At 69.1% G+C, this 22,674-nt stretch carries 21 protein-coding genes and 2 pseudogenes; 18 read left to right on the forward strand and 5 right to left on the reverse strand.

What is annotated here, in order from left to right:
* Window positions 1-21: 21 nt before the first annotated feature.
* Genes PL79_RS03835 through PL79_RS03845 form a run of 3 tightly spaced genes read right to left on the reverse strand, consistent with a single transcriptional unit; the run spans window position 22 to window position 3,051 of the window.
* Window positions 22-837, reverse strand: a complete 816-nt coding sequence (locus tag PL79_RS03835; RefSeq protein WP_044847308.1) for an ABC transporter permease — start codon at window positions 835-837, stop codon at window positions 22-24.
* The gene (locus tag PL79_RS03840) at window positions 837-1,943 is read right to left on the reverse strand and encodes a PhnD/SsuA/transferrin family substrate-binding protein (protein ID WP_044847307.1); all 1,107 of its coding nucleotides are present in this window, start codon (window positions 1,941-1,943) and stop codon (window positions 837-839) included. Before PL79_RS03840 ends, PL79_RS03835 begins: the two co-directional genes overlap by 1 nt.
* A gap of 31 nt (window positions 1,944-1,974) precedes the next feature.
* Window positions 1,975-3,051, reverse strand: coding sequence for an ABC transporter substrate-binding protein (locus tag PL79_RS03845; RefSeq protein WP_044847306.1), 1,077 nt, complete (start codon window positions 3,049-3,051; stop codon window positions 1,975-1,977).
* A 440-nt stretch (window positions 3,052-3,491) separates the two neighbouring features.
* On the opposite strand from PL79_RS03845, the gene PL79_RS03850 reads away from it, so the two are divergent.
* From PL79_RS03850 to PL79_RS36990, 10 genes and pseudogenes are all read left to right on the forward strand, one after another.
* Window positions 3,492-4,661, forward strand: coding sequence for an LLM class flavin-dependent oxidoreductase (locus PL79_RS03850; RefSeq protein ID WP_044847305.1), 1,170 nt, complete (start codon window positions 3,492-3,494; stop codon window positions 4,659-4,661).
* 44 nt (window positions 4,662-4,705) lie between these two features.
* Complete coding sequence (locus tag PL79_RS03855; protein WP_044847304.1) at window positions 4,706-5,752, forward strand: ABC transporter substrate-binding protein; 1,047 nt, start codon at window positions 4,706-4,708, stop codon at window positions 5,750-5,752.
* Window positions 5,753-5,785: 33 nt separating this feature from the next.
* Window positions 5,786-6,130, forward strand: a complete 345-nt coding sequence (locus PL79_RS36455; RefSeq protein ID WP_235879194.1) for a hypothetical protein — start codon at window positions 5,786-5,788, stop codon at window positions 6,128-6,130.
* A 29-nt stretch (window positions 6,131-6,159) separates the two neighbouring features.
* Window positions 6,160-6,588: an energy transducer TonB gene (locus tag PL79_RS36460; RefSeq protein ID WP_235879195.1), complete on the forward strand. Its 429-nt coding sequence runs from the start codon at window positions 6,160-6,162 to the stop codon at window positions 6,586-6,588.
* Window positions 6,589-6,629: 41 nt separating this feature from the next.
* Window positions 6,630-7,346 carry a MotA/TolQ/ExbB proton channel family protein gene (locus PL79_RS03865; RefSeq protein ID WP_044847302.1) on the forward strand — a complete coding sequence of 239 codons (717 nt, stop codon included), beginning with the start codon at window positions 6,630-6,632 and terminating at the stop codon, window positions 7,344-7,346.
* Complete coding sequence (locus PL79_RS03870; RefSeq protein WP_044847301.1) at window positions 7,346-7,756, forward strand: ExbD/TolR family protein; 411 nt, start codon at window positions 7,346-7,348, stop codon at window positions 7,754-7,756. The genes PL79_RS03865 and PL79_RS03870 overlap by 1 nt, the downstream gene beginning before the upstream one ends.
* A gap of 34 nt (window positions 7,757-7,790) precedes the next feature.
* Window positions 7,791-8,867 (forward strand): ABC transporter substrate-binding protein, encoded by a 1,077-nt coding sequence (locus PL79_RS03875; RefSeq protein WP_044847300.1) that lies wholly within the window; start codon window positions 7,791-7,793, stop codon window positions 8,865-8,867.
* A complete protein-coding gene (locus tag PL79_RS03880; protein WP_044847299.1) occupies window positions 8,864-10,081 on the forward strand; it encodes an MFS transporter in 1,218 nt (405 codons plus the stop codon). The genes PL79_RS03875 and PL79_RS03880 overlap by 4 nt, the downstream gene beginning before the upstream one ends.
* Window positions 10,082-10,275: 194 nt before the next feature.
* Window positions 10,276-12,591 carry a TonB-dependent receptor gene (locus PL79_RS03890; RefSeq protein WP_044847298.1) on the forward strand — a complete coding sequence of 772 codons (2,316 nt, stop codon included), beginning with the start codon at window positions 10,276-10,278 and terminating at the stop codon, window positions 12,589-12,591.
* Window positions 12,592-12,623: 32 nt separating this feature from the next.
* Window positions 12,624-12,767, forward strand: a pseudogene (locus tag PL79_RS36990) (porin); the annotation flags it as partial.
* Window positions 12,768-12,839: 72 nt separating this feature from the next.
* Here PL79_RS36990 and PL79_RS03900 read toward each other — a convergent pair.
* The gene (locus tag PL79_RS03900; RefSeq protein ID WP_044847297.1) at window positions 12,840-13,859 is read right to left on the reverse strand and encodes a zinc-dependent alcohol dehydrogenase family protein; all 1,020 of its coding nucleotides are present in this window, start codon (window positions 13,857-13,859) and stop codon (window positions 12,840-12,842) included.
* A gap of 127 nt (window positions 13,860-13,986) precedes the next feature.
* On the opposite strand from PL79_RS03900, the gene PL79_RS03905 reads away from it, so the two are divergent.
* The 7 genes and pseudogenes from PL79_RS03905 to PL79_RS03935 all read left to right on the forward strand — a co-directional run bounded on the left by PL79_RS03905 (window position 13,987) and on the right by PL79_RS03935 (window position 20,494).
* The gene (locus tag PL79_RS03905; protein WP_044847296.1) at window positions 13,987-14,940 is read left to right on the forward strand and encodes a LysR substrate-binding domain-containing protein; all 954 of its coding nucleotides are present in this window, start codon (window positions 13,987-13,989) and stop codon (window positions 14,938-14,940) included.
* A 103-nt stretch (window positions 14,941-15,043) separates the two neighbouring features.
* Window positions 15,044-15,121, forward strand: a pseudogene (locus PL79_RS03910) (SDR family oxidoreductase); the annotation flags it as partial.
* A 179-nt stretch (window positions 15,122-15,300) separates the two neighbouring features.
* Window positions 15,301-17,256 (forward strand): arylsulfatase, encoded by a 1,956-nt coding sequence (locus PL79_RS03915; RefSeq protein WP_044847295.1) that lies wholly within the window; start codon window positions 15,301-15,303, stop codon window positions 17,254-17,256.
* Window positions 17,257-17,266: 10 nt separating this feature from the next.
* Complete coding sequence (locus PL79_RS03920) at window positions 17,267-18,316, forward strand: formylglycine-generating enzyme family protein (protein ID WP_044847294.1); 1,050 nt, start codon at window positions 17,267-17,269, stop codon at window positions 18,314-18,316.
* Window positions 18,313-19,122, forward strand: coding sequence for a MetQ/NlpA family lipoprotein (locus PL79_RS03925; protein WP_044847293.1), 810 nt, complete (start codon window positions 18,313-18,315; stop codon window positions 19,120-19,122). The genes PL79_RS03920 and PL79_RS03925 overlap by 4 nt, the downstream gene beginning before the upstream one ends.
* Entirely contained in the window at window positions 19,116-20,102 is a 987-nt protein-coding gene (locus tag PL79_RS03930; protein WP_044847292.1) for a YkgJ family cysteine cluster protein, read from the forward strand. The genes PL79_RS03925 and PL79_RS03930 overlap by 7 nt, the downstream gene beginning before the upstream one ends.
* A 65-nt stretch (window positions 20,103-20,167) precedes the next feature.
* Window positions 20,168-20,494: an antibiotic biosynthesis monooxygenase family protein gene (locus PL79_RS03935; protein WP_044847291.1), complete on the forward strand. Its 327-nt coding sequence runs from the start codon at window positions 20,168-20,170 to the stop codon at window positions 20,492-20,494.
* A gap of 62 nt (window positions 20,495-20,556) precedes the next feature.
* Here the strand turns inward: PL79_RS03935 and PL79_RS03940 are convergent, their stop codons facing one another.
* Window positions 20,557-21,489 carry a LysR family transcriptional regulator gene (locus PL79_RS03940; protein WP_044847290.1) on the reverse strand — a complete coding sequence of 311 codons (933 nt, stop codon included), beginning with the start codon at window positions 21,487-21,489 and terminating at the stop codon, window positions 20,557-20,559.
* Between the two features lie 203 nt (window positions 21,490-21,692).
* Between PL79_RS03940 and PL79_RS03945 the strand changes: the two genes are divergently transcribed.
* Window positions 21,693-22,466 (forward strand): putative hydro-lyase, encoded by a 774-nt coding sequence (locus PL79_RS03945; protein ID WP_044847289.1) that lies wholly within the window; start codon window positions 21,693-21,695, stop codon window positions 22,464-22,466.
* The last annotated feature ends 208 nt before the right edge of the window (window positions 22,467-22,674 follow it).

Consider the following 22,674-nt stretch of genomic DNA (forward strand, 5'->3'; position numbering starts at 1 on the left):
CCGAAGCGTATCCAGTCAGGGTCAGCGTGCGGGCATCTGCCAGCGCAATGCGTAGCGCTGCACGAGCGCGATCGATCGGTCGAGCGCGAAGCCGATCAGCCCGATCGCCGCGACGTCGACGAGCACCACGTCGAGCCGCAGCATCTGCCGGGCAAGTTCCATCATCTGGCCGATCCCGCTGTCGGCGCTGAGCAGTTCGACCGCAACGAGCGCGAGCCACGCGCGCGCCAGCGCGATTCGCACGCCGGTCAGCAGCGGCGGCAGCGCGGCCGGCAGCAGCACGTCGCGCAGCAGCGCGAAGCGGCCGAGCCCGTAGTGGCGCGCCATCTCGACGAGATCGCGCGGCGCGTCGTGCACGCCCGTGTATGCGGCCAGCGCAACCGGGAAGAACACGGCCTTGCCGACCACGACGAGCTTCAGCGGTTCGTCGACGCCGATCAGCAGGATCAGCAGCGGAATCAGCGTGAGCGTCGGCACCTGCCGCAGCAGGTCGAACGTCGGCCGCAGATAGTCGGAGAACAGCCGGCTGCGCGCAAGCAGGATGCCGAACGCGGCGCCGCCCGTCGCGCCGATCGCGAAGCCGAGCGCGAGGCGATGCAGCGTGATCAGCAGGTTGTCGCGCAGCTCGCCGGTGTCGAGCAGCGTGCGCAGCGTCGCCGCGAGGCGTTCGGGCGGTACGACGAGCTGCGGCGGAAACCAGCGCTGCGCGCTCGCGAGCCACCACAGCGCGGCGAACGCGACGGGCGTGATCCACCACAGCGCATGTTCGCCGAGCCGCGCGATGCCGGGCAGGCGGATGGCGCGCAAGCCGTTCGGCGCGAGGGCGCGCATCGGCATCAGCGGCTCGCGACGCGCGCGGCGTCGGCGCGCCAGTAGCCGTCGAGGCCGAGCTGCTTGAGCGCGGTCGACACGAAGGTCGGCGCGAGCAGCGCGTTCACGTCGACCGGCACGGAAGTCAGGCCGGCCTGGCGGCTGTATGCGATCACGTCGCGATAGTGGCCGGTGAGCGCCGGCGTGAAGAGCGGCGTCCATTGCTCCTTCCACGGCGTCGCTTCGTCCGCGTATTCGCGGCGGACGATGCTTTCCGGCTGGCCGGACGCGCTCAGGATCTTCACGTACGCGTCGCGGTTCTGCGGCTGCGAGATCCAGTGCGCGGCACGGACGTAGGCCGTCGCGACGAGCTGCGTGATGTCGGGGTAGCGCCGCACGAAATCGTCGGACGCCCACAGTTCCGCGCGCATCTTCCAGTCGTCGGGCGCGGTCTTGGTCGACCAGATGATCTTGCCGACCTGCTTGTCGACGAGCGAATACGCGTCGGACAGCGTGAACAAGCCGTCGACGCGGCCGGCCGCGACGGCCGCCGCGCCGGCCTGCGGATCGAGGTTGTAGATCTTGAAGTCGGACAGCTTCAGCCCGTTCTCGGCGAGCAGCTTGCCGAACGTGACTTCCCACGGCCGGCCGCGGTTGAGCGCGATGCGCTTGCCCTTGAGGTCGACGATCGATTTCGCGGTCGAGCCGGCCGGTACGACGAGATACGTGTTGCTGCCGACGCCGCCGGGCACGATCAGGCGCGTGTGCGTGCCCGATGCGTTGACGACGACCGACGGCAAATCGCCGTAGCCGGCGAAATCGATGCTGCCGTTCGTGAATGCCTCGTTGACGAGCGTGCCGACCGCCGCGGTCGACACGGGCACCCATTGCAGCTTCACGTGCCGTGCCGCCAGCGCTTTCTCGAGCGACTTGTCGGCGTCGATCAGTGCGGAGGCACCCGCGTATTGCGTCTTGCCGCCGCTCGAATACGCGACGACGGCGATGCGCACGACCTTGGGGGCGTCTTCCGCATGCGCGGCCGGTGCCACGAGCGCCGCCGCGGCCAGCGGCAGCGCGGCGAGCAGCGCGCGTAGCGGGCGGCGCAGCGAAGCGAGGGAGAGCGTGTGTTTCATGATGGTCCCGGACAGTGAACGGTAAAGGGGCTCATGCGCGCTTCTGCAGCGACGGCCGCAGCACGTCGGCGAGCGGGCGCGGGTCGATCCAGTCGGCGACATCGAAGTCCGCTTCCAGAAAGCCGTGGGCATGCAGGAACGTCTTGAACTCGTCGAGCGCGGCGATCGATTCGTCGTCGAGATTGACGCCGAGATGGCGGTGCAGCTGGTTGCCGTACGCGGCGCGAACCCAGTCAATCGACGACGCGGTTTCGCCGGCCACGTAGTGCGCGGTTTCGTCGGGATGCGCGCTCGCCCATTCGCCGGCGGCGACCACGAGCTTCAGGAAGCCGGCGACGATGTCCGGATGGTTCGCGAGCACGTCCGCGTTGACGGTCAGCGGGCGCGGCGTGCCGTTGTTGTTGCGGATCGAGCGCTCCGGATGGAAGCCGATGTCGATCACGACGTGCGCGCCGATCAGCTGCGCGATCTCGAGGCCCGTCGAGCCTTTCACGTAGATCGCGTCGACTTCGCCGCGCAGCAGCGCGCCGGCTTCGGCCGCATAGAGCGCGCGGCTCGAGAAGCCTTGCGGCGACGCGAACAGGTTCGCCGCGCGCGCCGGCCCGACTGCCTGCAGCGTGCGTGCGCGCACGTCGACGAGTTCGACATCGCGCGTGGTCAATCCGTCGAGGCTCAGCGCATTGACGAAGCCGCGCAGCGCCGACGCGCGAAAGATGTCGATGCGATCGTCGGGGCGGCTCGGAATCGCGATCCGGCGCCCGCGCAACGCCTTCACGGAGCGGATGCCCGACTCGGGGCGCGCGAGGATCAGCTGCGATTCGTCGACCCACGACAACCCAATCACGCGCGTATTCGCGTCGTTCGAGCGCGCCCACATCGCGGGGATGCTGCCGCCCTGGCGAAACGACTGCGCGAGCGTGTGGTCGCTGATCGACGACACGTCGTGCCGCGTGGCGCCGCGCGGCGAGCGGATCGCGACGCCGTCGGCTGACGTCTCGCCGTTGAGCCAGCCGAGATGCACGGCGATGCCGAGCGGCGTCGGTACCGGCGATCGGGCGTACCAGAACGTCTGCTGCTTGTCCGATGACGAATCGGGCCTGTCTGTCATGTGTGAGATTCCCCTGTCTGGGTAAGCGTGGTCGAGGCGCGGTGTCGCACGCGCGGGCCGTTCCACATTGCAAGTTCCGGGCCAGTGAACGGAAACGGCCGTGCGGCAAGCGCAGCGGGCATCGCGCGCGATGCGCCGCGCGTCGGCCCGCGCATCGCCTGTTGCGTGAGCAACAGTCGCATCGAGCGCTGTTGCGCATGCAGCACCGGTGCGGCCGGTGCAGCAGCACCGCGCCGGCTCGTGTTCGCGATGCCGGCAACCTCGGGCGCGTTCCTGCCGTTTGCCGCCGACGCCCGGCCCGCAAGGCGTCGCGCGCGCTCGTCGGTCGCTTCGCAGGTCGGCGAGCGCGCGCGTTGGCACACCGCGTGCTTAACAGCGCTGCATACGCGCGGCACGCCGGTGCCGCACGCAATCCGAACGGGCCGACAAGGAGAATCCCGATGGCTGTTGAATTTCTGTGGCGCCTGCCGATGCACGGCGACGGCCGGCGCGCACACGACCTGCATACGCGCGGCGAATGGAACCGCCAGCGCGCATCGCGCGTTGCGCCCAAAGTCGACGACGACGATTTCGGCTACATCGACTACCTGTCGCAAGTCGCGCGTGCGGCCGATATCGCCGGCTTCCACGGCGCGCTGATTCCGATCTTCCGCTTTACCGAGGAGCCGTGGGTCGTCGCGGCCGCGCTGGCGCGCGAGACGCGCCGCCTGCGACTGCTGATCGCGCTGCAGCCGCATTTCGTGCATCCCGTCTATGCGGCGCAGATGGCCGCGAGCCTGCAGCGGATCAGCCGCGGCCGCGTCGAGTGGAACGTCGTCACGGGCGGCGGCGGTCCCGACCAGCGCGCGTACGGCGACTTCATCGATCACGACAGCCGCTATGCGCGCACCGACGAATTTCTCGACGTCGTGAAGGGCGTCGCGGCCGGCGCGCCGTTCACGTTCGACGGCCGCTTCTATCGCGTCGAAGCCGGCGGGCTGCTGCCGCCGCTGAGCGGCCAGACGCCGCCGCGGATCTATCTGGCCGGCGCGAGCGATGCCGCGCTCGCGGTGGCCGCGAAGCACGGCGACGTGCACCTGAGCTGGGGCGAGCCGCTCGCGAAGCAGAAGGAGGTGATCGATGCGGCGCGCCGCGCGCTCGACCGCCAGAACGCCGAGCGCGACCTGCGCTTCGGCATGCGCATCGACATCCTGGCGCGCGAGACCGAGGAGCAGGCGTGGGCCGAACTGCGGCAGATGTTCGCGACCGTGAGTGCGTCGACGCACAACGGCTTCGGCGGGCGCGGCGAGTCGGAATCGGTCGGCGCGAAACGTCAGTTCGCGCTGCACCAGGGCAACACGCAGCACTTCGACGACCTGATCGTCGGCCCGAACCTGTGGGCCGGGATGTCGCAGATCCGCGGCGGCCCCGGTTGCGTGATCGTCGGCAGCCACGAGCAGGTAGCCGAGCGGCTGGCGGAATACGTCGACATCGGCGTCTCGACGTTCATTCTCGCGAGCAACCCGCATCTCGAAGAGGCGTACCGCGTGGGCGAGGAAGTGCTGCCGCTCGTCGACGGCACGCTGAACGCACGCGGCACGCAGGCGACGCTGCGCGTGGCCGGTGCCTGAGCGCGGCGGCAGGCCTGCACATTCAAACGACAAGGACACTCACCATGACGACACTCGCTGCGCAGGCCACGGCTTGCGACGCACTCTGGTACACGCGCTGCCCGGTGCCGACCGCGCTCGGCATCGCCGTGCATCGCGGCTGGTTCGACGAGGAGTTCGGGCCGGACGGCATCGCGCTGCACTCGCTGCAGGAGACGGCCGACGCCGACAAGCGCGAATCGCATTTCGATCACAGCCTGCCGCACTCGTTCCGGCAGGGCGGCAACATTCCCGCGCTGTGGGCGCGGGCTCGCGGCGCCGATACGCGCGTGATCGGCCTGTCGTGGACCAACGAATTCCAGGCGATCGTCACGCTGCCCGAACGCGGCATCCGCACCGCGCGCGATCTGCGCGGCCGGCGGCTCGGGTTGCCGCGCCATCCGATCAGCATCGACTTCTGGCGCGCGGCCGCGTTGAAGGGGTTCCTGAGCGCGCTCGAGCTGGAAGGGCTCGGCCACGGCGACGCCGAATGGGTCGACCTGCCCGACACGCACGAGCGCCGCACCGGGCCCGCGTCGTTCACGCGCGGCCCGCACGAGTACGGGCTCGAGATCGCGGCACTCGTGCGCGGCGAGGTCGACGCGGTGTTCGTGAAAGGTGTCGAAGGGCTCGAAACCGTACACCTGATCGACGCGCAGGTCGTCATCGATCTCGGCGCGCACCCCGATCCGCTGGTGCGGATCGGCAACGGCACGCCGCGCACGCTGACCGTCGATCGCGCATTGATCGATGCGCGCCCCGATCTCGTGAGCCGCTTCCTGTCGGTCGTGGTCGGCGCGGGCGACTGGGCCGCGCGCCATCCGGCGGAGACGGTCGCCTATATCGGCCGCGAAACGCGCGCGTCCGACGAGTGGGTGCGCTACGCGTACGGCGCGGACGTGCACCGGCATCTGGAAACGGGGCTCGCGCCGACGTCGATCGACGGACTGGTCGCGTTCAAGGATTTCCTCGTCGAATGGGGCTTTCTCGAACGCGATTTCGATGCGCGCGCATGGATCGATCCGGCGCCGTTCACGCAGATCGACCGGCATCGCCATGCGTGGGTCGCGTAGCGCGCCGCGGCGCGTCATTGCAAGGAGCCGAATATGACAGGACTGCTGATCGAATACGGCGTGCCGACGGCGCGCCGGCACGCGGCGCGCACGGCCGCCGCGGTTGCGGTGCCTGCGACACGGCTGTCGCCGGCGGTGCCGCCTGCGCGCAAGGACGTGCGGCCCGCGCAGCCGGGCGGTTGGCGCGGCGCGGGCGCGATTGCGCTCGCCGTCGCGGCGCTGCACGCGGGCATCGCGCTATTGGCGGCGCGTGCGCCCGCCGAGCCGCGCGTGCAACCGCCGAGGCCGCTGCCGATGACGGTCGAGTTGACGCGGCCGCCCGACCGTTTCCGCAGGCCGCACATCCGCCGCCGCCGGTCGTGCCGCCGAAGCCGTTGAAGCAGGCGCCGACCCCGCCGAAGCCGCGCGTGGCCGTTGCGCATCAGGCGCCCGCTCTGGCTGTCGTGCCGCCGGTGGCTCGCGACGCATCGACTGCTGCACCGGCACAGGTCGCCGCAGCGCCTGCCATCCCGAACCCGGCGCCCGTCCCCGCCGCGCCGGCCGCACCGGTGCGCGAATCCGCGCCGATCGGCGACGCGGCGTACCTGCGCAACCCGGCACCCGACTATCCGGCGTTCGCGCAGGACCAGGGCTGGGAGGGGCGCGTCGTGCTGCGCGTGCACGTGCTCGCGAACGGCACGCCCGATTCCGTCGAGGTCCGCACGAGCAGCGGCCGCCGCGTGCTCGACAACGCGGCGGTGGCCGCCGTGAAGCGCTGGACGTTCGTGCCCGCGAAGCGCGGCGACGAAGCGGTCGACGGCTGGGTCAACGTGCCGATCGATTTCAAGCTGGGCTGACCCGACGGGCGGCTCGCCACATTTTTCAAGGAACTCACATCATGACCGGTATCCCGACCACCTTCATCGTCCAGGGCGCGCTCTGGCTGCTCGTCGTCTTCTCCGTCGTCACGTGGACGCTGATCGTCGTCAAGGCAATCCAGAGCCTGCGATCGAGCGCGCGCAACCGGCGTTACGTCAGTGCATTCTGGGCCGCGAACAGCTTCCACGACGCGGCCGCGCTCGACGGCGCGAACAGCCCGGTCGGCGAACTCGCCGCGACGGGCTTCGACGCGCTGCGGCGTGCCGACGAGAGCAGCGCGCACGATCTGGAACACAGCTGGAGCCGCCACGACCTGCTCGAACGCCATCTGCGCCAGCAGATCCACAATGCGCGCCGACGCGAGGAAGCGGGGCTCGCCGTGCTCGCGTCGATCGGCAGCACCGCGCCGTTCGTCGGCCTGTTCGGCACCGTGTTCGGCATCATCCATGCGCTGACCGCGATCACGCACAGCGCGTCGGCGAGCATCGACGTCGTTGCCGGGCCGATCGGCGAGGCGCTCGTCGCGACCGGGATCGGCATCGCGGTCGCCGTGCCGGCCGTGCTCGCGTACAACTTCTTCGTGCGTCGCGTGAAGGCCGCGTCGGCCGACCTCGATGCGTTCGCAACCGACTTCGTCACGCTCGCGCAGAAGGCCGGCTTCCGCGTGCCGGCCGCCGCGCCTGCTGCCGCGCCGGCACGCCGTTCCGACGACACCCGCCAGGAGGCGTTCGCATAATGGCCTTCTCGTCCTCTTCCGACAACGACGACGTGCTCAGCGAAATCAACATCACGCCGCTCGTCGACGTGATGCTCGTGCTGCTCGTCGCCTTCATCGTCACCGCGCCGCTGCTCAACAACGCGGTGCACGTGAATCTCCCGAATACCGTCGCTACCGCGCCGGCCGACCGCAAGCCGAACGTTACCGTGAGCGTCGACGCCAAGGGCATCGTGTATCTCGACAAGCGCGCGGTCGCGCTCGACACGGTGCCGGCCGAACTGGCCGCGCTGAAGGCCGGCCGCCCCGACGTCGCGCTCGACCTGCAGGCCGACGAGCACGTGCCGTACGGCATCGTCGCGAAGCTGATGGCCGCGATCGAGCGCGCGGGCATCACGCGGCTGTCGGTGCTCACCGCGCCGCGCGGCTGACGCGCCTTTCAAGACTTCCTTTGCGAACGCATCCATGAGCACCACGGCTTCACACAACGTCCAGTCGATCTGGTACACGCGCTGTCCGGTACCGACGCCGCTCGGCATTGCCGCGCATCTCGGCTGGCTCGACAGCGAATTCGCCGGCGACGGCATCACCGTACGCGCATTGCAGGAAAGCCAGCACGCGGCGCTGCATCACGCGCACGTCGATCATTCGCTCGACAACGCGTTCCGGCAGGGCGGCAGCATTCCGGCGCTGTGGGCGCGCGCGTCCGGCGCCGACACGCGTGTGGTCGCGCTGACCTGGGTCGACGAGTCCCAGGCGATCGTCGCACTGCCGGAAGCCGGCCTGACGCGGCCGAAAGACCTGCGCGGGCGCCGCATCGGCCTGCCGCGCCGCGACGGCGAGCGCATCGACATCTTCCGCGCGGCGGCGCTGCGCGGCTTCGTCAGTGCGCTGTCGCTCGACGGGCTCGGCCCCGGCGACGTCGAATGGGTCGACGTACCGGCGTCGAACCTGCGCGCGCCGGTGTCGACCCCCGCGACCCGCGACGCGGCATTCAGCCATCCGGCGAGCCTGTCGAGCCGGCGGCTCTATGCAGCCGAGGCGGCCGCGCTGGTGCGCGGTGACGTCGATGCGATCTATGTGAAGGGCTCGCTCGGGCTCGAAACCGCGCACCTGATCGGCGCGCAGCCGGTCGTCGACATCGGTTTTCATCCCGATCCGCAGGTCCGCATCAACAACGGTTCGCCGCGGCCGCTGACCGTCAACGCAGCGACGCTCGAGCGCCATCCCGACATCGTCAGCCGTTTCCTCGCGCGCGTGACCGATGTCGAAGGCTGGGCGCGCGAGCACGAAGATGAAGTGCTCGACTATCTCGGCCGCGAGACGGGGTCGGGCCACGACTGGCTGCGGCTGGCTTATGGCGCGGACGTCCACCGGCGGCTGCGCACGGATCTCGACGAAGCGTCGATCGCAGCGCTCGACGATTTCAAGCGTTTCCTGGTCGACTGGCGGTTCCTGCCCGCCGACTTCGACGTGCACGCGTGGATCGACCGGCGTGCGCTCGACGGCATCGCGGCATCGTTTCGCGACGCCGCGCGGTGAGCGTGCCGGCACGCGTCGCCGGCGCATGGCGGCGCGAGCGCTTCACCGGCGGCTTCATGCTGCTCGCGCTCGCGAGCGGCACGACGATCAGCATGGCGCAGCTCGCGACGACGTTGTATGCGCTGGCACTCGGCGTCGACAGCGCGCGGCTCGGCGTCATCGCCGCGATGGAGCCCCTCGGCATTGCACTGATGACCCTGCCTGCCGGGCTGCTCGTCGCGCGCTACGGCGCGCGGCGCGTGTACTTCGCCGCGAGCATGGGGCCGATGCTGCTCAATCTCGTCGTGCCGTTTACCGGCGCGTGGCCGCTGATCGCGCTCACGCAGGGGCTGATCGGGCTGTGCATCCCGTTCCGGATCGTGTCGATCAACGGCGTATTCCTTGCGCGTCTCGCGCAGATCGGCCTCGCGCGCGCGGGCTGGTATCGCGCGGCCATGTCGGTCGGAACCGGCATGGCGGGGCCGTGGCTCGCGAGCTGGCTGATCGGCGCGCACGGCGCGGTCGCGACGTTCTGCGCGGCGTCGGCGAGCTTCGCGGGCATGGCGTTGTTCAGCCGGATGCTGCTTGGCGACGCCGAGCCGCCGTCGCGCCGCGCACGGCATGAAACGGGCACGCTGCGCGCGCTGCTCGCGCTCGCGTGGAGCCACGACGTGCGCGAGCAGCTCGTGCTGGAGGCCGTGAACAGCGCGACACGCTCGCTCGTCGGCACGTATACGGTGGTGCTCGCGATTCAGTCGCTCGGACTGTCGCGGACGCGCGCCGTCGCGCTGCTCACCTTGCAGGGTGCCGTTGCGGTGATCGCGTTGTTCGGGCTCGGCAATGTCGCACAGCGGATGACCGGGCGCCGTTGCCATGCGCTCGGTCTCTCAGGCAGCATCGCCGGGCTGCTCACGCTCGGCCTCGCGCGCGACGCGTGGATCGTCGGCGCAGGGCTCGCCGCGCTGTGCGCCGGGTCATCGCTGCTGCATCTCGTCAACATGCAGCATCTGGGCCGCCACCCGGCCGACAAGAGCCAGGTGTCGAGCCTGTACAACCTCGCGTCGATGGCCGGCGCGTTCTGCGGCCCGCTGGCCGGCAGTGCGCTCGTGCCGGTCGTCGGGTTGCAGGCCGTGTTTCTGTGCTGGCTGCCGGTGGTCGTGCTGGTGGCGTTCGCGCTGCGGTTCGCCAGGAGCCGTCGCGGTGCGGCGCAGCCGCTGCCTGCAAAGCTGTCCTGACGATCTTCGAGGACGGTGTTGCGAGACCAGCAGTTTGCTTTCTTCCACAGATGCGTATGCAGCAACGGCGGCACCGTGCGCGTGCCTGCAGCCCCGTGCGACGGGCTTCTCGATGCTGGCATCCGAATTGCAATACAGAACCCGTGCGTCGCGCACGCACGTGCGTTCAACCGATCAAACAGGATGACTCATCGATGTTCAGGAAAAAACTAATCGTCACCGCGCTGGGGGGACTGCTGACGGGCGGCACCGTATCGTTGCCCGCATGGGCAGAGGATGGCGCGGCGACCGCGGGGGCGCCGGACGCGAAGCCGGCGCAACAGGCGTCGGACGACGCGACCGCGGCAGCGCCGAAGACCACCGGCGCGAATCGCGGGTCGACCGTACGCGAAGCGAATCTCGGCACGGTGACCGTGACCGCGCGCCGGCGCAAGGAGCGCATTCAGGACGTGCCGGTCGCGGTGAGTGCGCTGAGCGGCGACGCGATCAAGAACAACGAGTTGCGCGTGATCAACGACGTGACGAAGTACGTGCCGAACTTCAACGGACAATCGACCGAGGGCCGCGAGCGGCCGCGCTGGTTCCTGCGCGGCGTCGGCAGCAACGATCCTTCGGACCTGTCGCTGAGCCCGATCGGCGTGTACTTCGACGACGTATACATCAACAGCGTGTTCGGGCAGGGCTTTCCGCTGTTCGACCTCGATCGCATCGAGGTGCTGCGCGGGCCGCAGGGCACGCTGTGGGGCAAGAATACCGTCGGCGGCGCGCTCAGCATCACGTCGCAGAAGCCGACCTTTGACGTGAGCGGCTACGGCAAGCTCGGCCTCGGCCAGTACAACAGCCGGCTCGCGGAAGCCGCGATCGGCGGTCCGATCGGCAAGAACGACGTGCTGGCCGCGCGCGTGTCGGTGTATCACGAGAATGCTGACAGTTTCTACACGAACACCGTGCAGCAAGGGCGCTTCGGCGGCTTCCACGACAACGCGGTGCGCTTCCAGGTGCTGGCCGTGCCGACGTCCGACACCGATTTCCTGTTCAACATCCACGGCCGCAACTACACGGGCGGCGGCGATGCATGGCACGCGGAGGGCGCGGGTCGCGGCGGCGCGAACCAGTTCGGCTTCGTCGGGTCGACCGATCCGTACACGGTGTCGCTCAATGCGCCGTCGAGCGATCACATCTCGACTTGGGGTACGTCGCTCACCGCGCACTGGCGCATCAACCCGGCGGTGTCGCTGACGTCGATCACGGCATTCGAAGGGCTGCACCGCTGGTATCAGGACGACGAGGACTATTCGCCGTTCGATGCGGCACGCTCGCATGACCGCCTGTCGAGCCGCCAGTTCTCGCAGGAGTTCCGGCTCGAATCGCCGCAGAGCGAGCGGCTGAGCTGGCTGGTCGGCACGCACCTGTTTACCGAGCAACTGGCCGAGCAGGGCGCCGGCGGCGGCCTGCCGGGCGCGCCGTCGCCCGCGTTCTACCACCTGACCGACCTCACGCAGCACACGCAGAGCGCGGCGATCTTCGGCAGCGTCAAGTACCGCTTCACCGACCGTTTCAACGTGACGGGCGGGCTGCGTTACACGATCGAGCGCAAGACCATCAATCTGACGGGGCTGCAGGGCACGGGCAACGTGACGTTCAGCGATCCGAACAGCTGGTGGTCGCCGTCGTCGGTGTCGTCGCCGCTCGCGGTCAGCGCGCAGCAGAACCAGACGAACACGTGGCGTGCGCCGACCTGGGATCTCACGCCGGAATATGCGCTCAGCAACAACGTGCGCGCGTATTTCCGCTATGCGCGCGGTTTCCGCTCGGGCGGCTACAACGGCAACGCGTATACGCAGAGCACGGTGTCCACCGTGTCGCCGGAGTACCTGACCGACTACGAGATCGGCATCAAGAGCGAGTGGTTCGACAAGCGGCTGATCGTCAACGCGAGCGTGTTCCACTACGACTATCGCGACATCCAGGTATTCGCGCTCGCGCCGAACCCGTTCGGCGGGCCGCCGGTGTCGACGTTGTCGAATGCGGGGCAGGGGCGCGCGGACGGCTTCGAGCTCGAGCTGAAGGCGCAGCCCGTCAACAGCCTGTACCTGTTCGCGAACCTCGGGATGCTGAACACGCGCTTCACGGAGTTCCGCTACGTGCCGACGGCCGTCGGCAACTCGTTCGCGCGTTCGCCGCATACGACGCTGAACGCGGGCTTCGACTATCGCGTGCCGGTGTCGTTCGGCACGTTGACGGCCGGGGGCGACGTGAACTACCGCAGCCGCGAATACTTCAGCGCGACGCGGCAGACGATGCCGCAGCTCTGGCAAGGCGGCTATACGGTGCTGAACGCGCATGTGTCGTACACGACGCCGAACCAGAAATACATCGTGACGGGCTACGTGACGAACCTGACGAACAAGGTTTACAAGAAGCTCGAGCTGCTGCCGTCGTATGGCGCGTATCCGGTGCTGTACGGCGATCCGCGCACGGTCGGGATCACGCTGACCGCGAAGATCTGACGCGCGGCGCATGCCGCGTCCGTTCGACGAACGGCGCGACTGTAACGTCGATCAGGTATCGGAACGTCGAAGTGAACGGCAAGGTTCGGTTCATGCCTGCGTCGTTCGTCGGCGCGCGATACGTGTACACGACGGTGCGCTACGACGCGTCGACCGGCGTCGCGAAGCCGAAGATCCGGGGGCGTGAGGAGATCCGGCACGGGTTCCGGGTGTGCGGGAAAGAAGGCGGCGGCGGCCGCCTTCATCCGTTACGAAGCGACGCGAATCACGACCTTGCCGAAATGCTGGCCCGACTGCAGGTACGCATACGCTTGCGGCGCCTCGTCGAAGCCGAACACGCGATCGACCACCGGCTTGATCCGTTTCGCATCGACGAGCCGCACGACGTCGTCGAGCATCGCGCGGCTGCCGACCATGATCCCGTGCAGTTTCCGAATGTCGCCGATCAGCGACAGCAGCCCGAGTTCGGGGCCGCCGAACCCGCTGACGCCGCCGATCACCGACACGACGCCGCCCAGCTTCGTCGCGGCGACCGAGCGCGGCAGCGTGTCGTGTCCGCCGACTTCCAGGACGAGATCCGCGCCCGCACCGCCGGTGAGCCGCAGCACTTCGTGCTGCCACTCGGGCGTCGCGCGATAGTTGATCGTTGCGTCCGCACCGAGTGCGCGGGCGCGTTCGAGTTTCGCGTCGCTCGACGACGTGACGATCGTGCGCAGGCCCGCCGCGTGCGCGAGCTGCAGTGCGACGATCGAGACGCCGCCCGTGCCGAGCAGCACGACGGTCGAGCCCGGCCCCGCGCCGCCGTCGGCGAACAGCGCGTTCCATGCGGTGATGCCCGCGCACGACAGCGTCGCCGCTTCGTCGTAGTCGAGATGCGCGGGAATCGCGACCAGCGCCGCTTCGTCGGACACGAAGTGCTCGGCGAGCACGCCGTCGAATTGCGCGCCGGGCGAACCCGAGACTTTCTGCGGCGTGGGCGGCCCGTCGATCCAGCGCGGGAAGTACGTGTTGATCACGCGATCGCCCGGCTTGAAGCGCGTGACGTCGCGGCCGGTTTCGACGACTTCGCCGGCGCCGTCGGCGACAGGAATCAGCGCGTTCTTGCCGATGCCGAGATAGTCGCCGCGCGCGAACATCAGGTCGCGGTAGTTCAGTCCTGCCGAGTGGATTTTCACGACGACGTCGGTCGGCCCGACGGGGCGACGCGTCGCGTCGATGCGCCGGAGCGCGGCAATGCCGTCCCCCGGTCTGATTTGCCATGCGTGCATGTCGACTCCTTTTTAGAGATAGACCGGACTATCATAGTGTTGCGCGTCCGGACGCATTGACGATTATTCGGCCAACGATTGTCGCCGGCACGGATACAAACCTGTCATCCCATCGGAGTGGAACTGCATGGACGAGCGGCTGAGAGGCATCGCCGAATTTGTCGACGTCGTGGAGTCGGGCAGCTTCGCCGCGGCGGCGCTGCGCCTCGGCATGACGCGCTCGGCCGTGGCGAAGATCGTCGCGCGTCTCGAACAACGGCTCGGTGCGCGGCTCTTGCAGCGCACGACGCGCCAGCTCGGCTTGACCGACGAAGGGCTCGTCTATTACGAGCAGTGCCGGCGGTTGCTGGCGGAACTCGGCGAGACGGAGGCCGCGCTCGACGCGGGCCGGCGCGAGCCGGCCGGGCGCGTGCGGATCAGCGTGCCCGTGCTGTTCGGCCGGCAATGCGTGGCGCCCGTCGTGCGGCGCATCATCGAGCGTTATCCGCGGCTTGAAATCGACGTGTCGTTCAGCGATCGCCTGGCCGATCTGGTCAACGACGGCTTCGACATCGCGGTGCGCATCGGCGAGCTTGCGGATACGAGCACGCTCGTCGGGCGGCGGCTCGGCGTACAGAGGATGGGCATTTGCGCATCGTCGGCGTATCTCGAACGTCACGGCCGGCCGACGGGATCCGACGAGCTCGCGTCGCACGTCGGCATCGCGTATTCGCGCGGCGGGCAGCCGACGCCGTGGCGGATCATCGGCCCGGACGGCGCGGTGCACGACCATCGCCCGGCCGGCCGCCTGCGGTTCGACGACCTGCACGCGATCGCCGACGCGGCTGCAGCCGGCGCGGGCCTCGCGTGGCTGCCGTGCTGGCTGATGGCGCCGTACGTGCGCGACGGGCGTCTCGCGCTCGTGATGGACAGCGACAGCGTGTCGGGCGCCGAAGTGTTCGTGGTGCGGCCGGCGTCGCGCAATGTGCCGTCGAAGGTGCGCGTCGTCATCGATACGTTCGTCGACGAGATTCCGCGCATGCTGGAGTCGGACGACGCAGACGGCGAGCGCGTGCCGCAGCGCGTCGTTCACGCATCGTAGCGACGACGCGGGATCGGACGATGCGGAAGACGCGGACGACGCGGACGACGGCGACCACACGCGTTTTCTGCGCCTGACGGACAATCGGTGCGGGTCGTGCATGCGCCGCGCGCTCGTCGGTTGCACGCGCACGTGGGCGCTGGAACTCGCCGGACACGGCGTGACGATCAACGCGCTCGCGGTGGACGGCGGCGGTACCCTCGGCGGACGCAACTGACGCAACGCGTGCATGACGGCGCGAGTCGTCGATCAACGGGCGGCGTGCATATTCCTGCTTCCCGTTAGCATGTGACGAATCCGACTTTGGGCGCCGCGCGGGCGCCGCTAAGATCGCCGATCCGTAATCGAGCGTTCGACAAAATGAAAAAGTCCGCGTCGCCGTTGCATGCCTTCCGTTTCCGTGTCGTCTGCGCCGCGATTGCCGGCGCGTTGTCGCTCGCATCGTGCGGGGGCGTCGACAGCGATGCGCCGTCGCAGTCCGCCGCGACACCGCCGCAGGCCGCGAAGCGCCCGAACATCCTGTACATCATGGCCGACGATCTCGGCTATTCCGACATCCATGCATTCGGCGGCGAGATCAACACGCCGAACCTCGACGCGCTCGTCGCGTCGGGTCGCATCCTGTCGAACCACCACACGGGCACCGTCTGCGCGATCACGCGCGCGATGCTGATTTCCGGCACCGATCACCACCTCGTCGGCGAAGGCACGATGGGCGTGCCGACCGACGAGCGGCGCGGGCTGCCCGGCTACGAGGGCTACCTGAACGATCGCGCGCTGTCGTTCGCACAACTACTGAAGGATGCCGGATATCACACGTACATCGCCGGCAAGTGGCACATCGGCTCGGGGATCGTCGGCAGTGCGACGGGCAGCGGACAGACGCCCGACCAGTGGGGTTTCGAGCGCAGCTACGTGCTGCTCGGCGGCGCAGCGACGAACCATTTCGCGCACGAGCCGGCCGGCTCGTCGAACTACACGGAAGACGGCAGCTACGTGCAGCCGGGCCAGCCCGGACAGCCGGGCGGCGCGGGCGGCAATCCGGCCGTGTTCTACTCGACGGACTTCTATACGCAGAAGCTGATCTCGTACATCGATGCGAACAAGCAGGACGGCAAGCCGTTCTTCGCGTACGCGGCCTACACGTCGCCGCACTGGCCGCTGCAGGTGCCGGACCCGTGGCTGCACAAGTACGCGGGCGTATACGACGCCGGCTACGATGCGATCCGCAACGCGCGGATCGCGCGGCAGAAGGCGCTCGGCCTGATTCCCGCCGACTTCAAGCCGTTCGACGGCCTGCCCGAAACGACGGCCGCGTCGCCGGCGACGGCGAACAACGGCACCGCGAACGCGAAGTACATCAGCGCCGTGCATTCCGCCGCCGACGGCTACAGCGACTACGGCACCGGCAAGGTCGACAAGCTGTGGGCGAGCCTGAGCCCGGCCGAGCGCCGCGCGCAGGCGCGCTACATGGAGATCTATGCGGGGATGGTCGAGAACCTCGACTACAACATCGGCCGCTTGATCCAGCACCTGAAGGACATCGGCGAATACGACAACACGTTCATCATGTTCCAGTCGGACAACGGCGCGGAAGGCTGGCCGATCGACTCCGGCGCGGACCCGACGGCGACCGACACCGCGAACGGGCAGGAGCCGGTCTATTCGACGCTCGGCACCGACAACGGCAAGCAGAACGCGCAACGGCTGCAGTACGGGCTGCGCTGGGCCGAAGTGAGCGCGACGCCGTTCCGGCTCACGAAGGGTTATTCGGCCGAAGGCGGCGTGTCGACGCCGACGATCGTGCGGCTGCCGGGGCAGACACGCCAGTTGCCGACGCTGCGCGCGTTCACGCACGTGACCGACAACACGGCGACCTTCCTCGCGGTCGCGGGCGTCACGCCGCCGTCGCAGCCGGCGCCGCCGCTCGTGAACACGCTGACGGGTGTCGACCAGAACAAGGGCAAGGTCGTCTACAACAACCGCTACGTCTATCCGCCGACGGGCCAGTCGCTGCTGCCGGTGCTCACCGGCTCGGCGACGGGCGAGGTGCATACCACGCCGTTCGGCGACGAAGCGTACGGCCGGGCATACCTGCGCAGCGCCGACGGCCGCTGGAAGGCGTTGTGGACCGAGCCGCCGCTCGGGCCGCTCGATGGCCACTGGCAGCTGTACGACCTTGCGGCGGATCGCGGCGAGACGACCGACGTGTCGGCGCAGAACCCGTCGGTCATCAGCACGCTCGTCGACCAGTGGAAGACGTACATGAGCAACGTCGGCGGGGTGGAACCGCTGCGTCCGCGCGGCTACTACTGAGGACGGCACGATGCGGTTCCGCTTCCGGACACTCGGCGCGGCGCTCGCGGCCACGCTCTTCGCGGCTGCGTTCGCCGTCGGCTACGCGAGCCCGTCGGCGTCGCCCGCCGGCGCCTTCGACGACGCGAATCGCGGCCGCCCGCTCGTGCCGCTCGGCTCGGAGCGGCAGTGCGAGCGCTACTCGGGCCTGCCCGCGAAGTGGCGTGACGACCCGAAGGCCGGGATGGTGCACCTGAGCGGCGGCGCGTTCGTGTTCGGCAGCACACGCGGCTATGCGGACGAGCGTCCGGCGGGCGACGGCAAGACGCGCGTCAGCGGCTTCTGGATCGACCAGACCGACGTGACGATCGCGCAGTTCGCCGCGTTCGTGCAGGCGACCGGCTACGTGACCGAGGCCGAGCAGCAGGGCGGCGCAGCCGTGTTTCACGTGCCGACGCGCGACGAGCTGAACGCGCGCGACCTCGCATGGTGGACCTGGGTGAAGGGCGCATCGTGGCGGCAGCCGCGCGGCCCCGGCAGCAGCGTCGACGGGCTCGGCAACCTGCCCGTCACGCTCGTCACGCAGCGCGACGCGCTCGCGTATGCGCGCTGGCTCGGTCGCGATCTGCCGACCGAAGCCGAATGGGAATATGCGGGCAAGGCCGGTCGCGACGACGCGTCGCTCGATGCGGCGCCGCGCGACGCGCAGGGCAAGCCGGCCGCGAACTACTGGCAGGGCGCGTTCCCGGTGCTCGATACGGCCGAGGACGGCCACGCGGGCCTGGCACCGGTCGGCTGTTATGCGGCGAACGGTTTCCACCTGTACGACATGATCGGCAACGTATGGGAATGGACGAAGGACACGTACACGGGCCCGCATCAATCGCACACGAACGGCGACACGGCGGCCGTCGCACCGCCGACGCGCCGGCACGACACGCCGATGGTGATCAAGGGCGGCTCGTTCCTGTGCTCGCGCGATTACTGCGTGCGCTATCGCGCGTCGTCGCGCGAACAGCAGGAAGCGGATCTCGGTGCATCGCATATCGGGTTCCGCACGATTCTGAGGGATGCGTCATGAAGCGGGTGATGCATTGCGTTGCCGCGTCGCTGATCGTTGCATGCGGTGTCGCCACTTCGGGCTGGATCGTTGCGGCCGAATCCGTCACATCGACGATCCGCGTCGGCGTGACACGCGGCGTGCATGCGGACATCCTGGACGAGGTGAAGCGTGTCGCCGCCACGCGCGGGCTGAGCTTCGACGTCGTCGAATTCGACGACGCGTCGCGCATCGATACCGCGCTCGCCGACGGCAGGATCGACGCGGCGAGCTTCGAGGACGCGCAGCGCCTTGCCGCGACGCGCACGGCGAAAGGTCATGCACTGAACGCCGTCGCGCCGACCGTCACGCTGCCGATGGCGCTCTATTCGCGCAAGATCAGGAGTCTGAACGAACTGCAGCCGGGCTCGACGGTCGCGATCCCGGCCGATTCGCGCGGGATGGCTCGCGCGCTCGTGCTGCTGCAGAACGACACGCTGGTGACGCTGCGCGACCAGGCCGGCCTGCATGCGACGCTGCGCGACGTGACGGGCAACCGGCTCGCGCTGAAGTTCGTCGCGCTGCGCCGCGACCGGCTGCATGCGGCGCTCGACTCGGCCGCGTTCGTCGCGATCGACTACGAGGACGCCGCGCGCGCGGGGCTGCAGCCGGCGCGCGACAGCATCAATCTCGAGGATGCGCGCTCGCCGTATGCGAACGTGCTGACCGTGCGCGAGGCCGACCGCACGAAGCCGTGGGTCGCGCAGCTCGTCGCCGCGTATCACTCGGACGACGTCGCGCATTTCATCCTGACGCGCTATCAGGACTCGGTGCGGCGGCCGTGGTAGACGACTATCGCCTCGCGTGCAATGCGTGCGGCCGCTGCTGCAACAGCGCGCCGACGCTGTCGTTGCGCGAACTGTTCCGGCATCGGCACCGCTTCGTCGGCGCGCTGACGATCCATCGTGTGCCGAAGCGGCGCATCGGTGAACGAACGCGCGCGGGCGGACGCGAGCATGCGCTCGACGCGGACGACATCGCCGCCTGCGATGCGCTCGCGAACGCGTTGTTCCACCGCGCGCGCGGCGCGAGCGACGAATGGATTGCACTGACGCTCCAGGGCTACGACTATCCGTCGCTCGGGCGCTGTCCGGCATTGGCCGACGACGGCCGCTGCAGCGTGCATGCGGACAAGCCTTCGATCTGCCGCGCCGTGCCGCTCGATCCGATGCTGCCGGACCGCCTGCAATCCCGCGTGCTCGCCGGGCGGCGCGACGAGACGGCGTGGCTCGGTGCGAATTGCATCGTCGGCGCGGACGGCGGCACGGCTTCCCTCGATATGGCGTCGGCGCTGCCGCTCGTGACGGCAGGGCAGGTCGCGGACCGCGCGGCGCTCGACACGTTTCGCGATGCGCTCGCGTTCGAGCGTGCGGTATGGCGCGACGCGGTGTTCGCATCGCTGATCGACGGCGGACCGCAGGTGCGCGCGGCGTTGGCGCGGCTTGCGCCCGGCGGCTACTTGACGATGTCGATCGTGCCGGTGCTGCTGGCCGTCGCATCGGTGTCCGCGCATTGCCGCGCGTTGTGCATCGACTTCATCGACGCGCAGCGCGCGTTGATCGACGCACGTATCGAGGCGGCACTCGCACGCCGTCGTCTCGACGATCGGCCGGCGACGGCCGAATTGCGCGGCTTTGCGCAGGCACTCGAACGTGCGGGGCACGCACTCGCCGCCATGCCGGCCGCCACGGCGGGCACGCGCACCGACGCCCCGCGCATCGACGCGTGGCTCGACGATCGGCACGCTTCCACCGCGCTTACCGCGTGACACCGGCGGCACGCCGCGCGTGCCTTACACTTGGCGCTCTTTCAACCGTCTCCGATGGGGCGCGCATGTACGCATCGACCTTCATTTTCCGTGCAGGGCAATACGACGACGAATTCCACCGCCTCGACCGGCAGATCGCCGACATGGCGCGCGCGACGCCCGGCTACCTCGGCGAGGAGACGTGGGAGAACGCCGAGGCGGGGCTGATCCAGAACGTCTACTACTGGGAATCGGAGGCGGCGCTGCGGCAGTTGATGCAGCATCCCGCGCATCTGGAAGCGAAGGCGAAGCAGGCGCGCTGGCTGGACGGCTATCGCGTGGTGATCTCGCAGGTGCTGCGCGAGTACGGCGACGGCAAGCTTGCGCAGCCGCATGCGCGGCAGCCGGCGTAAGCCGATCGCCGAACGGGCGCTTCAGGCGCCGTGCGTGATCCGCCCGGCATCCCCACACCACATCAAAGCGCCTCGACCAGCAGCCGGTTGCTCTTCTCGCAATACTCGTGACACGCGGCGCGTGCCGCGATCGACGCGCCATGCACGAACTTCGGCGCGTCCGCCCGCCGCGACATCGACACGACGATCGACGGCGGCGACGGCTGCAGCGGCAGCTCGACGACCTCGCCGCTCGCGATCAGCGCATCCACGAACAGCACCGGAATCGCGGCGACGCCGAAGCCGTCGCGTACGAGCTGCACGATCACCGAGATCGACGGCGAGCCGGTGATGCGCGTCTCCGACAGCGGCACGCCATGCGCGTGCGCGAGCGTGCGCACGATGTCCTCGAGCGCGCGGTGCGGCGCGGTACCGCGCCCGTAGGTCAGGATCGGCTGGCGCAGCACCTGCCGCGCGAGGCCGGTGCGCGCAGTCGGCAGCAGCCCCGCGCGCGCGATCCAGCGCACCGGATAGTTCGCGAGCGCGTCACAGACGACCGACGCCTCGTCGCTTCCCTCCACGCGAATGATCAGGTCCAGTTCGCCGGCCATCAGCCGGCGCTGCAGCACGACGCTGACGTCGACGGTCAGGTCGATCTCCAGTTGCGGATAGTCGGCGGCGAGGCGGCGCAGGTAATGCGGCAGCCAGCTGTGCACGACCGTCTCGATCACGCCGAGCCGCAACTTGCCGCGCAGCGCGCTTTCGCCGGCCGCGGCGGCCTGCAACTCGTGCGTCGCCTCGACGACGGCCTTCGCATAGCCGAGCAGGTACTCGCCGTTCGGCGTGAGCCGGAATTCGCGGCTGTCGCGATCGACGAGCACGGTCTGCAATTCGTCCTCGAGCGCCTTCAGGCGCTGCGAGATCGCGGCCGGCGTCGCGTGCAGCGCGGCGGCCGTCGTGCGGAAGTTGCGCAGCTTCGCGAGCGTGACGAAGGTTTCGAGGAAACGCGTGTTCATGGCGGTCGGCAAGGCGTTGGGCGCGCAGCTTGCCCCGCTGAAAAAATGAACGGGACTGGGGAAAACCCGGCTTCGTGTAAAGAAATTCTATACACGCGGCGCAAAAAAACTCGTTGGCGACAAAATTTTTTCTTTTCTATTCTTCGCCGTATCCGCTGACGCAACCGTCATTCCGACGACCTATCGATCTGCCCGCGACCATCATGACGCCTTCCGAATTCCGCCAGTCCGTGCGCAACGGCACGTTCCGCAGCCCGACGGCCGGCCAGTGCGGCCCGTTCGCGCAAGCGAATCTCGCGATCCTGCCGAACGCGTACGCGCACGATTTCCTGCGCTTCTGCCAGGCGAACCCGAAGGCGTGCCCGCTGCTGGGCGTGGGCGAACCCGGCGCGTTCCGGCTCGACGTGCTCGGCGAGGATCTCGACATCCGCACCGACGTGCCGAGCTACAACGTCTACCGCGACGGGCGCCTGACCGAGCGGGCCGAATCGCTCGAAGCGCTGTGGCGCGACGATTTCGTCGTGTTCGCGATCGGCTGCTCGTTCTCGTTCGAGGACATGCTGGCGCGCGAAGGGATCGGGCTGCGCCACATCGAGGAGGGTCGCAACGTGCCGATGTACCGTACGACGATTCCGAACCGACGCGCGGGAATCTTCGGCGGCCAGCTGGTCGTGTCGATGCGGCCGCTGCGCGGCGCCGACGCGATCCGCGCGGTGCAGATCACGAGCCGGTTCCCGGGCGTGCACGGCGCGCCGGTCCATATCGGCCATCCGCAGGAACTGGGCATCGCTGATCTCGCCGCGCCCGATTTCGGCGACGCGGTGACGGTGCGCGACGGCGAGCTGCCGGTGTTCTGGGCGTGCGGCGTGACGCCGCAAACCGCGCTGATGGACGCGAAGCTGCCGCTCGCGATCGCGCATACGCCCGGCTACATGCTGATGACCGACATCACGAACGCGTCGCTGGCCGTGTTCTGACCCGACCGACGCCGGCGGCCCGCACGGGCGCCGGTCCGGCCCCGACGCGGCGGCATGCCGCGAGCGCAGACGATCCGCCCGGCCGGAGGGCGGCGCGCAGCCGCAGCGCGACGCGCGCAAGCAACGCACGACGCCGACACGCCACGCGAACACACGACGCAAGCAACACACGACGCAAGAAGCGCACGACAAACACGACACGCACCAC

It is taken from the genome of Burkholderia sp. USMB20, assembly GCF_000949135.2.
GTDB lineage: Bacteria > Pseudomonadota > Gammaproteobacteria > Burkholderiales > Burkholderiaceae > Burkholderia.